Genomic DNA, 11,238 nt, shown 5'->3' on the forward strand with positions numbered 1-11,238 from the left:
TCTTTCAGTTTCGTCTCGTGCAGCAACGTTTTCACGCTTCCTCGCAACGCAAGCCAGTCTCTTGGCGGAATGCCAGCCGACTTTGCGGCCGCCCTCAGGGGGTCACCATGTACCTGGGCTAGAGCTGTTTCTGCGCAATCGCACTCGCCGGATGTCCTACAAGTGTGGAACCGCAAGCCGCCTGACCTTTCCAGAATCATTGTGCCACTAAAGCAGGTAGAAGTGTTCAACTACCGAGTCGTGCAAACCTGGTTGCAGGACAACGCCGCAAACAGTCGTCGGTCAAGACCAGAAACTGATGGTAGCAGATGTCGCCACGTGTCCGCTAGAAGCCTGAGGGTTAGACGAGATGCTGTGGACTACTTCTGGCTGACCGACGGACTCTGCTCGCTCGGAATACCATTTTGCTGGCTACTACTTGGCTACGTCGGCAGAACAAGGCTAAATGCCGGTGAGAGTAACGGGCCAGTTCTGCTGCTCAGTAAGAAGCATAGGGCCCAGGTCAATCCTAAGCCAGACTGAGTGCCCTGCTTCCAGAAAAGCGGTAACAGGCTGCGTACACCGCAGGAACACGTTCTTGAACTCGGGCTGAGTCAGCCTATAATCCGGCCGAGTTGCAGACCATCGGGCTGATTGACACCGCCGTCGCTGTTTCCAAACAGCCTGTCTTGCTGCTGTTACCTCGTCTCACTCTCGTCATAATCGTCGCTGCAACTGTGCTACTCATAACCCGGCGGTTTGAGTTGCTCGGCCTGACCGCAGTCCCGCTGCTGGGATTTTTCGCCTTCCGCCACTTACCGTCAACCGACCTGCGCCTCGGTGCACTTGCGGTACTGGCTTCAGTTACTGCCATCAGTGCGGTCACTGCGGTCCGGAAACGGCTATTTGTCCGCACCGAACAGCTCCGGGAGCAAGTGAAACTCTGGCGGTTCTTGGTACGGCCCGCGGCAATGGCATTTCCAACCTTGCTCTTTCTCTGGGAGCGGACCGGTACTATCATCCTGCTTGGCGCCGTGACGGCTGTATTCTTGGCGATGGACCTCACTCGGCTCACTGCGGCTAGTGTAAACCAGTTCCTGTTTCGCCGCGCTGCAAGCACGTTCAAGACCCGGGAACAAGACCGCCTTTCCACGATGACGCTTTTCCTCGTCGCGTCCCTCCTTGTGATGCTCATCTTCAACCGGGTCGTGACACTCTACGCCATGGCATTCATGGTCTTTGGCGACTTCGCGGCCAAGTTCTTCGGCCTGTGGTTCGGCCGCGTTCGGTTGCTGGCCAAGACCCTGGAAGGCACGCTTGGCCATCTTGTTACATGCCTGTCAGTAGGTGCAATTATCGCGGAGTTCGTACCGATACCGTTGCCTGCAATTGCCATCACGGCCATTGTTGCGACTGCGGCCGAAGTCCTACCTTGGGACCTGGACGATAACCTCACGGTCGGAGTTTTTTCTGCCACTGCACTCCATTTCTGCTTACGTCTGTTCCCCTAGCGAAGAACCGTGGGCGAACACCAATGCACACGTTCTCACACCGCAGCAGTTGACTCGGAATGCTCCAGGTCTTAGATTCTAGCGTGCGTCGGTTCCTTGTCGTCCTACTGTTTGCCGGCAGAGTTGCAGCCGCAGGATACGACGCGCTATCAAACTCGGCCGAATGGCTGATCAACGCGTACAAGGTTGTACTCTCCCCACTTCAGGGCCGAAATATGTGCAACTTCTGGCCGACCTGCTCTCAGTTCACGAAGGAGGCAATCCAGTTGCACGGATTCATACCCGGGCTCGTCATCGGTGCGGACCGGCTCACGCGTTGCCACCCTGCGGCCTGGACCTACCTCGACCACTACTACCTCGGCATCTCGCACGACAGGCTTATTGACCCGGTTTCAAGCCATCTCGTCTGTCAGAATCCGAGGAACGAGCCCCGGGACATCTCGCTGCTCGCGCTCGAACCAGAGGTAGTCGCCACCCAGCAGGGCATAGCGTCCAGCATGACAGTCCCGATACTCGGTTTCGCCGAACATCTTTACGGCACCCAGGACTTTGCTCGGGCCGCAACCGAGTATCTCAGGGTTGCATTTACCGAAACCGTGCCGGGACTCCGTGCTTATGCGTCCCTGATGGCTGGAGAATCCTTTCTTCGAGCCGGCGACTTTGTCCAGGCCCGGGCTAATTTCCTCAGTTGCACCGGTCTCGGCCTTTCAAGCCATGCCTGGTTCGGTGTAAGCCGGACCTGGTTTGCACAAGGCGAATACGACAGCGTCCGGGCCACACTTTCCCTCGTCACCGATTCTAGCTTTGACATCCGGGCTCGCACCCTTGCTGGCTGGTCCTTGCTTAGACAACACCGCTTTTCGGAAGCGGCTGCCTTGTTCGGCACCGCAGCCCGCGACTCAGTACTCACACGGCTAGTTGCGTTTGATGGAGCCAGGATTGCCCGACGCAACCGTCTTGCAGGCACGCTTCTGTCGGCTGTCATACCCGGCGCTGGCCAATTGTATGCCGGTCGCACTTCAGATGGCATCTACTCTCTGCTCACCGTCGCCTCGACCGGGCTCGCAACTTGGTGGTTCGCCACGCATCCGGAAAAGGATCAAGCGAGAATCAAGGTTTCGCTCTTTGCCGCCGCAACCGCGCTTTTCTACGCGGCAAATATGTACGGCGCAAACATCGCAGTCCGTGACTACAACCGCTTTCAGGAACGACAATACCTCACCCGTGCCGAAACGGCTATTGACACCCTCAACCTCATACCTGACTACCGATGGTTGCTGCAGATGAACCCCAACGCCGACCACAAGAGTTACGGTCCTGAAAGAGAGGGCAATTGAAGGGCATTGTATCGACAAAGTCAGAACCTGGCATGCTCGCCCTTTCCTTACTGCTTGCTCTGCAAACAGTCCTTACCACTTTTTCATTTCCTTGTCTTGCTTCCTTGACTACGTTCACGCGCGGCACTGAGCGCCGTGACTCAGCTCTGCCCCCCAAGCCCCAGTTGTCGGCTGCAATGGGTTCGGTAGGGGACTTCAACGCTGCCTCGGATTCTGGGCGTAGAATACCCGGCAGCCTGGCGGACACGCTCTTCTCTTGCGGATACTATTCCTCAGCAGTGCTCGAGTACAAGCGCTGTCTGTACGAGCGCCAGGACACCACCGGTCTTGTGGCCCTGAAGCTCGGACTTGCGCTCGCCGCGGCCGGTGAACTAGGGGCCGCAACTGTACAACTGCACGAGGTCACAAACCAGCACCCGACTTATGCCCATGCTACCGGCATGGCGCTTGCAGGTCTCTTTGCACACGGCCGAGCCATGGGCCAGGCCCGGCTTGCGCTTCATGATGCCCTCCTATTCAGCTCCGACTCAGCCCAGCGCGCTCGGCTCAATTCCGCACTGGCCTGGCTCGACCTTGCCGACGGCAACGCGTCTGAAGCTGCAGACTATCTCGAGAAATCCGGAAACTCGACGCTAGCGAATCGAGTCCGCCTTGCTGCTGCGGTGCCAAGCCGTAGCTCGGCAGTTGCCGTGCTTTTGTCAACAGTTATGCCGGGTGCGGGCGAGGTTTACGCTGGCCGGCCTCTGCTCGGCCTCAGCAGCCTGCTTGTCACCGGCGGTTCAGCGCTCGGCACATGCCTCGCTGCTCGGTCGGACGACTGGGTCTTGTCTGCGTTTCTGTTCTCGTTCCTGTTTCTTCGCTTCTATTCCGGGTCGCGTCGCAATGCCGCAGACCTTTGCATGGACTACCGCAAGCAGCTACTTAGCGAACGATTCGGCGCGCTCAGCCGGCAGTACGACCTCGAACCGGACTGGTTCGCTGCTGCCGAAAGTCTCACCGGACTCAGACTACATCTGCCGGAAACAGAATCCTTCCCAACTCGCTAGCCAGCCTGAACCGGACCGTCACGAGCGCCCGGTCAACCGAGAAGTCAAGCACAACCCTACCCTGCTCAATTATGACACCGCCGCTGATCTCAGCCGGTTCTCCGTCCATACCCGGGCTCGCCGTAAATCGCGTTGCGTCGGCCTTCGAGAATCTAACTACGCTGTCCTTGCGAGCGAATCGCTCAACAACTCCGCGTACAAGCTCCGGGTAGTCCTCTTCCTTCACGATGCGCTCCGCCGCCAGACTGAGGACGCGGTCGATCTGTCCCCACCTGGCGCTGAGCAGCGCTTTGCGCTGCTCTAATCTTGCGCGGCTCATCGCCCGCTCAATAATCAGTCTAGTCTCGCGCTCAACCCTTGCTCGGTACTCCTCTTCCAGCTTCGCCACGTCATCCCGCACACGCCGCTCAATCCGGCCAATCTCCTCGTTCTTTTCCTTCTCAATCTGGGCGACCCGAACCTGACCTTCAGCCCTGATCTTCCCAATCAGCTCACTCAGACCCATTAGCCCAGCTTGATCCCGAGTTGTGCGAATATCGTCACAAGCAGGCCGAGTACCGCGTAGGTCTCGACCATCGCACCGTAGATGACCGCCTTAGTTCCCTCACCGGCTCGCTTGGCCACGAGTTCTGCACCCGAGGCACACACCCGGCCCTGCCACACCGCTGAAACTAGGCCGGCCAGCCCAACCGGCAGACAGGACGCAAACACCTGCACACCCTGCCAGAACGTTATCGGCATCACCTGCCCGAGCAGTCCGAGCTTCATAATAGCCAGGAACGCGCCCAAGAAGCCGTAGAATCCCTGCGTGCCGGGCAGAGCCACCAGAATAAACAGATTTCCGAACTTCTTAGGGTCCTCGGCCAGGACGCCATTGGCGACTTGGGCAACCAGGCCGATACCGATTGCCGAACCGATTCCGGCCGGCACGGCGGCAATCGCTGCCCCAAGCAGAGCAATAGCAAGACCAATTGGGTCAACCATCTTTCCTCCTGAACTTCAGTTCTCTGACCTCCCACTGTCCGAGCCTGGGCATTTCACGCGGTCTCGATGGTCTGCCCGACCCCGGACTTCTAGTGGACTGAAACAAAGTGATACTCCTCGCGGAACGGCGTGAAGGGCTCGCCGCCACCAGTGTAGAATCTCGGGAAGAACTCGACGTAATTCAGCCTGAGCGTGTGCACGAAGGCACCGAGCACGTTGACTGCGATATTATAGGCATGTCCACCCGCCAGAACCACGAGCGCCAGCACAATGCCCAGAACCGGTACTGACAGCACCATCCACGCAATCGTATTTATCGCCATTGCTATCCCGCCGGTTACCATTCCCAGTGCCATGATTCTGATATAGGAAAGTACCACACCTATATAGGACGTTGCGCTGTAAAGCGCATAGCCGCCCCAGAGAAACTTCTTGACCAGAGCTCGATTGGCCGGTGCAACAAACAGGAACGGGATGCTCGCCAACCCACCGAGCACAGGAGAAGTCACCCCTGCAAGACTCAACCCGACTCCGGCCAGGCCGAAAACGCCAAGCACCACAGGCAGAACCCCAAACCGCCCGGCCCGGACGATACTGGCCACGGAGTGGAAGTACATTGCCAACAACACGGCAAGCACTACCCAGCGCATGTGACCGAAAGCCCGTGGTAGCCAGCCAAGCTTTGCTCCAAGATACACGAGCACCGCCGCGATCAGGCCGAACCAGAAGGTCTGGGCCGTCATGGTCTCATGGGACCGTCTAGTGAAGACGACAACTGCGGCGACCGAGGCCAGCGCCGCGATCAAAAGCACATTTGAGCCCCACGTCGGCACCTGCCGTCCAAACGCAACCAGCGCTACGAGGCTGTTCAGACCCACAAACCACGGCAACTGACCAAGCAGGGCATCACCGAACTGACGTACACGCAGACAATCTGCTATCTCGATTAGAATACCGTACATCATGTGAAAGTATCCTAGACCGACTGAAATGATAAAAAACGGCATTGGGTTCTTTATCGGGTCAAACAACATCAGCCGGTTCTTGAAATGAAGCAGCGGTGCTAGCCCAAGCCGGTCGGGTAGGTCCCCGAACCAGCCGCCCACAATCGCGCCCGCGAAGACCGTGACGATTCCACCGACAAGAATCATACCAAGGAGCTTATTATCGTTGCCGAACCGGCGCAGTAGCAACCAGGCCAGAATCGCCACCACAACGCCGTAACCCGCATCGGTCAGACAGAATCCGAAGAAAAGTGCGAAGAACGGTGCCAGCAGCATTGTCGGATCAATTTCTCTTGGCGAAGGCATGCTGAACATTTCGACGACCAACTCAAAAGGCCGGAACAGCCGGCGATTCACCAGCGCCACCGGCGGCTCCTCGCCCTTTGCCGGTTCAACTGTTATCAGCACAGCAAAGCCAGTACGTTCAACCAGCTCACTGAGCTTGGCATATTCTCGCTGTCTTACCCAACCTGAGATAAGTGTCACTGTCCGAGTCTGCTCCAGCCTCGCAAGTGTCGTCTGCCGTACGCGCTCACTCGCTAGTGCGTCTGCTGCCACCTTCAAGTTAAGGACTTCGCAACACAGCGCATCAACACGCTCCTCAATGGACTGCTGCTCAGAACGGATGGCTTCAGCCTCACTTTCCAGTCGTCTCAGCACCTGGGCCGGAGTCTCATCCAGCCCGCGCAGATCGACCGGCTCAAACCGCGCCCCAGCCAGAATCGCATTCACTTCTACTGCATGTTCCTTGGTAACAACAATTACCACACTCGGAGCACCGGCCTCGTCATCGATCAGCTCAATGCCAGCCGGCAGACCGGACAGAAGCTCCCTCACTCGACAGAACTCGACTTGGTCTGCGAAACGACCAAGGACGACCGAGACTGTCTCTAGGGCGTAGAAATCAGCAGGTCGGTGTTTGAAACTCTGCCATGGCAAAAGTCGGGCTCGCTCCACGCCAATCGTCTTACTCCGGGCGTCGAGCTCAGCGCGCCTCCGATTGAGCTGGGCTAGAGTAGCTACGTGCACCGTCGAGTCGTACTGAGAGGCCAGCGTTTCAAATTCAGACCTCGGCATGGACGGCTTCGATCCGAACAGCCCGGTTTTCTCCTTGCGCCTGGACCCGAGCTGCTCAATCGCCTCAACAACCTGACTAAAGCGCCGGTCCAGCTCAGCGACACTGCCACCTTCCTTTTCTTCGGTCGTGACAATATGCAGGACGCCCTGCCGCTGCAGCTCACGCAACAGGAAATCGCTGTTCTCGCGGTGTACTGCGATCAGAACTTTGACTACTTTGTCAATCGCCACTGCTCTTTCAACGCCTCAACCACCAGTCGGACCGCCTGTTCGACGCGCTTCTCAGGGACTCTCGCCAGCGTGGCAACCTTCCGAGCAGTTTCATCGCTCACCGCGCGCGTAAGCCTCTCAGCCTCCTCCTCTGCCTTGCGGACAGCCATCGTTGTCTCCTGACGCAGTCTAGCCCTGACCTCCCGAATGGCCTGTACTGCCCGCTCCTCGGCACGAGCAACTGCAACCCGTTTTGCATTCTCCGCGGCGGCAACCTCCGCGGCCACTGCATCCTCAGCAGCCCTGACTACTGTGATAACGTCGGTCGCCTGGTCATTCATGTTTGGTGCTGAATCCTAGTCCAATCTGTCCGGCTGTCAACAGCGATGCTTCCTGCGCGGCCGGTAGTATCCTCCTGGCCCGACCGGGCAATCATCGAAACACCATCAAACCATGGAGGATAAACCATGTCCGAACTCTACATATTATCTGCGCCTGTCAGAAAAACAGCATTATGATGAAACGCTGGTAGGAGTTCAAGAGATTCTTCCAAGATGACAAGCTCGATGTGGTCCTGGTGGCCCACAGGTAACTGCTGACGGTCGGCGGGAGATTATCGAATTTCGTGTGGCGAGTAGCGAGAGCAGGAGGGGGAGATATCCCTGGCAAATCTGCGTAGCCGCAGGCTAAAGGGTGAGTGCTTGAAGCTCATTACGCCAGACGGTGGTGGCAGATTGAATGGTACGCAGGCGGTTGTGTCCACGGATATTGTGCGGCAGCGGTCCTGGGTGCAGTCCACAAGCTACGCAACGTGGGCAACGAGCTGACAGCGAGACATAAAGGGAGGTCTGACGGCTACGTGGAGAGTATACCATGGAAGAAAGCCAGCAACGTAACATGCTCGTATGAAGTTTCATAATTGGCACTACCACGCCGGCCAGATTGGGGCCATCAACCAGTCCCGCTGAAACACCTCCTGAAGTTGCCCAACCACATCCCGGTCACGCACCAACGCACCAACATTACGACACTCTAGGAGTTGTCGTTGACTGAACGTTGCTGAGCCAACCAAGGCTCTACCGCCGTCCGCGATGACGAGTTTGGCGTGCATAGTTCCAGACTCCGGATTTGGCCCAAGCGGGGCTATATCCGCGACTTTCACATCCAAACCAGCAAAGCCGTCCAAATATCGGAAGAGATCCAGTTCGCGCTCTGCCGCCCACTTGTCAACGAGCAGTCTTATCTTTACACCCCGAACTGCGGCAGCGACCAGCAGTGAGTCAACAACACCAAACCGCACTGCCGGGCCGAAGTCCGCACGAGTCGTTAGGCTGTTTACCTCGATGTCGAGGGTGGACTCGGCTTGGCTGAAAAGATCGATCAGCGCTTCTATTGTCTGGTATGCGCCGGAGTCACGCAGCATATCCGGTGCAGTGACGACGAGCCGTAACTCGGTTCGTTGTTGAGGATTGGCCCCTAGTGCTGAACAAGACTGATCATGTCCCAGGCCAAAGCTCGCGCGCCAGTCAGTCGCAAACACTGCCTCGAGCTGCCGGCAGAACCCAGTGTCCGATACCACCAGGCTCAACTCCCGGTTGTCCGCAAATGCTCCAAAGCTCCAGTTGTGCGAACCAAGGACTGCGGTACGTGAGTCGATAATGCAGTATTTGGCGTGGAGCATGCAATGCGGATACCGACTGTATGGTCTCAGGTCGCAGGCACGGACCGTGATATTGGGTACGTCGGCAAGTAACCACGGTATCCGGTGATAGGCCGGACTCAGATTCTGCTCAAGCGTGGCTGAATCCAGCAGAATGCAAATCCTGACCTCACGCTGCGCGGCGGCAATGAGCGCGTCATACAGCGCACTAAGAAGCCTGCCACGTGATTGAGGCGGGTAATACAGCATGTACATCTGAGATATGTGGATGCTCGATTCGGCCTGAGCGAACAGAGTGGGCAGCACATCAATTGCATTTGCGACATCAGCCAAATCAAGGTCCGAGCCCAATGGTGCGGTTTCCAGGATCCGAATCGATTGGGCAGCAAAACCGACCATGGCCGCAGACCCAATCATCACAAGAATAACCCGACACGATCTCACGAGCAGTCCTTCCAGTCCTATCGGAGCAGGGCCGGGTTTAGCTCGACCGCTTTCTCAATTGCCTCGACCGCACGTTCCTTTTCACCCAGGTCGCGATACACGATGCCCATATTGTGCCAGGCGCCGGCATGTTTCGGATTTGCCTTCACCGCCGCCTGGTACGCTTCAAGCGCAGACCTGAGTTCCCCCATCAGGTAGTAGGCCTGCCCAAGGTTGTAGTATGCTCCGGCAAACCCTGGGCTTGCGCCGACAGCCTGTCGGTATGCCCCGACCGCCTTCTCATACTCCTTGAGCTCAAGATAGAGGTTGCCGAGATTGTAGTAGGCCTCGGCATATCCGGGCCTGATTCGGACCGCTTCGCGGTATGCACCAATCGCCCGCTCTCGCTCACCGCTCTGCACCAAAGCCAGACCCAGGTTGTTGAAGGCTTCAGCATTTCCGGGCCGTACAGCCACCGCCCGCTTGTAACTGTCCACAGCCTCATGCCACCGTCGCATAACCGCATAGGCATTGCCCAGAATAAGATGAACATCAACCAGATTCGGATTCAACTCGAGTGCACGCCGGCACTGCTCAATCGCCTGTCTGGGTTGATCCATCCCTAGCGAACACTGGGCCAACACTCCGTAAGCATCGGCGGTCTCCGGTCTCAAGTCAAGTACCCAATGGGCTACGCGGGCGCCATTCTGAAACGACCGGACGTTGGCGTAACCTTGGGCCATCCGCAAGTAGCCACACGCAAGGACATCAATAACGCCGGCCCGTGCTGCCCTTGCCGGCACCACCCGAGCAGTTGGGTCCAACGGGTCCCAGTACTCGCGGGCCTGGGCCGAAATGGCAATCTCAAAACACACCCGTCCCTGCCAGAGAAGGTGTCGCACGCGGAAAGACAGCTTGCCCACGATAATCGAGTCCAATAATGCAAGGCTTACTCCGTCCCCGAGACCGGTTTGCTGCAGACCGAGGTAGCCATCAATTACCTGGGTCAACGTCAGAAACCGGCCGGTCTTGTCTTCGCGACCGCGCCACAGTTGGTCTCGAACTGCAGCCAGGACCTGCATCCGGTCCTCATTATCCAACTCCTGCATCCCGTTCGTCAGTCCTTCCAGTCTCGACAAAACTGATGGATGCCGGATAAGGCTGTCAAAGAGCTGTTGCAGTCGAATCCCGTATCGCACAAGGTCAGCAGTACCGCGCAACCCAGCCATGAGCATGCTACCGTAGGCAAGCGCGGTTGCTGACCCCAGGGCTTCTTCAACCATGGCTATTCCCCGGGCATAGCGCTCAGCCCTGCTCACCATATAGTTCGGCTCGAGTTCCGGACAGGAGACAATTTCCGCAAAACGCTGATCCTCGTTTGAGGGAATGATCCCCAGTGCACGCTGCACAAGCCATTCTTCTTCATCTTCCGAGATGATCAGTTCACCGGCGCGGCACAACGCAAGCAGGGCTTCGGCGTGTGCGCGGTTGACCTCGAGCTGTCGCTCCAGGGGGCCGAGCCGACTAAACTCCTCGACCGTGTACCGCATTAGGACACCACCGACCCACTTCAGTCTGGGCTCCCATCCTTTGAGTAAGGAAAGATGGCCGATCGGCAGCACCTCAGGATACTCACGTGCTCTCTTTTCTAGCTCGGCATCCAGCCGCCGGACAGCCAGACTAAGCTTGACCGGGAATGACAGCATCACAATGCCCCGGTGCGGCGGGTCTTGGCGCAACAGGTAACCCGCGTTGTAGAGAAAGGTACGAGCAAACCAGCCGAATTCCAGCTCGGACAGCGCACGCTCAGGGAACTCGGCGGGTACGTCACAATTTATTATCATCTCATCAGTCCAGATGTCAATCTGGACGCCGACACCGGTAGTATCCTTATTTGTGTGTAACTTGGCTGGAAAAAGGGTCGGGCAGGGTGTATCCTTCTGGCCCGACCGAGTAATGATTGTAAAGCTATCAAACCATGGAGGATAAACCCATGCCCGAACCCTA

At 57.5% G+C, this 11,238-nt stretch carries 8 protein-coding genes and 1 pseudogene; 3 read left to right on the forward strand and 6 right to left on the reverse strand.

Features of this window, described 5'->3' with window-relative positions:
• Positions 1-668 precede the first annotated feature (668 nt).
• From ABIL25_09380 to ABIL25_09390, 3 genes and pseudogenes are all read left to right on the forward strand, one after another.
• Entirely contained in the window at positions 669-1,490 is an 822-nt protein-coding gene (locus ABIL25_09380; GenBank protein MEO0082481.1) for a hypothetical protein, read from the forward strand.
• Positions 1,491-1,657: 167 nt separating this feature from the next.
• A pseudogene (gene yidD / locus ABIL25_09385) lies at positions 1,658-1,822 on the forward strand (membrane protein insertion efficiency factor YidD).
• Between the two features lie 1,037 nt (positions 1,823-2,859).
• Positions 2,860-3,873: a hypothetical protein gene (locus ABIL25_09390; GenBank protein MEO0082482.1), complete on the forward strand. Its 1,014-nt coding sequence runs from the start codon at positions 2,860-2,862 to the stop codon at positions 3,871-3,873.
• On the opposite strand, the gene ABIL25_09395 is transcribed toward ABIL25_09390, so the two are convergent.
• The 6 genes from ABIL25_09395 to ABIL25_09420 form a co-directional block, all read right to left on the reverse strand.
• Complete coding sequence (locus ABIL25_09395) at positions 3,830-4,378, reverse strand: V-type ATP synthase subunit E family protein (GenBank protein MEO0082483.1); 549 nt, start codon at positions 4,376-4,378, stop codon at positions 3,830-3,832. The genes ABIL25_09390 and ABIL25_09395 overlap by 44 nt on opposite strands.
• Entirely contained in the window at positions 4,378-4,857 is a 480-nt protein-coding gene (locus ABIL25_09400; protein ID MEO0082484.1) for a V-type ATP synthase subunit K, read from the reverse strand. The genes ABIL25_09395 and ABIL25_09400 overlap by 1 nt, the downstream gene beginning before the upstream one ends.
• Positions 4,858-4,946: 89 nt before the next feature.
• Positions 4,947-7,169: a V-type ATP synthase subunit I gene (locus tag ABIL25_09405; protein ID MEO0082485.1), complete on the reverse strand. Its 2,223-nt coding sequence runs from the start codon at positions 7,167-7,169 to the stop codon at positions 4,947-4,949.
• Positions 7,151-7,489, reverse strand: a complete 339-nt coding sequence (locus tag ABIL25_09410) for a hypothetical protein (GenBank protein ID MEO0082486.1) — start codon at positions 7,487-7,489, stop codon at positions 7,151-7,153. Before ABIL25_09410 ends, ABIL25_09405 begins: the two co-directional genes overlap by 19 nt.
• Before the next feature lie 584 nt (positions 7,490-8,073).
• On the reverse strand, positions 8,074-9,252 hold the full coding sequence (locus ABIL25_09415; protein ID MEO0082487.1) for a phospholipase D-like domain-containing protein: 1,179 nt from the start codon (positions 9,250-9,252) through the stop codon (positions 8,074-8,076).
• A gap of 17 nt (positions 9,253-9,269) precedes the next feature.
• Positions 9,270-11,238, reverse strand: a 1,969-nt coding sequence (locus ABIL25_09420) for a tetratricopeptide repeat protein (protein ID MEO0082488.1), incomplete at its 5' end; no start/stop codon positions are given.

Source organism: candidate division WOR-3 bacterium (genome assembly GCA_039801365.1).
GTDB lineage: Bacteria > Hydrothermota > Tepidihabitantia > Tepidihabitantales > Tepidihabitantaceae > JBDRUN01.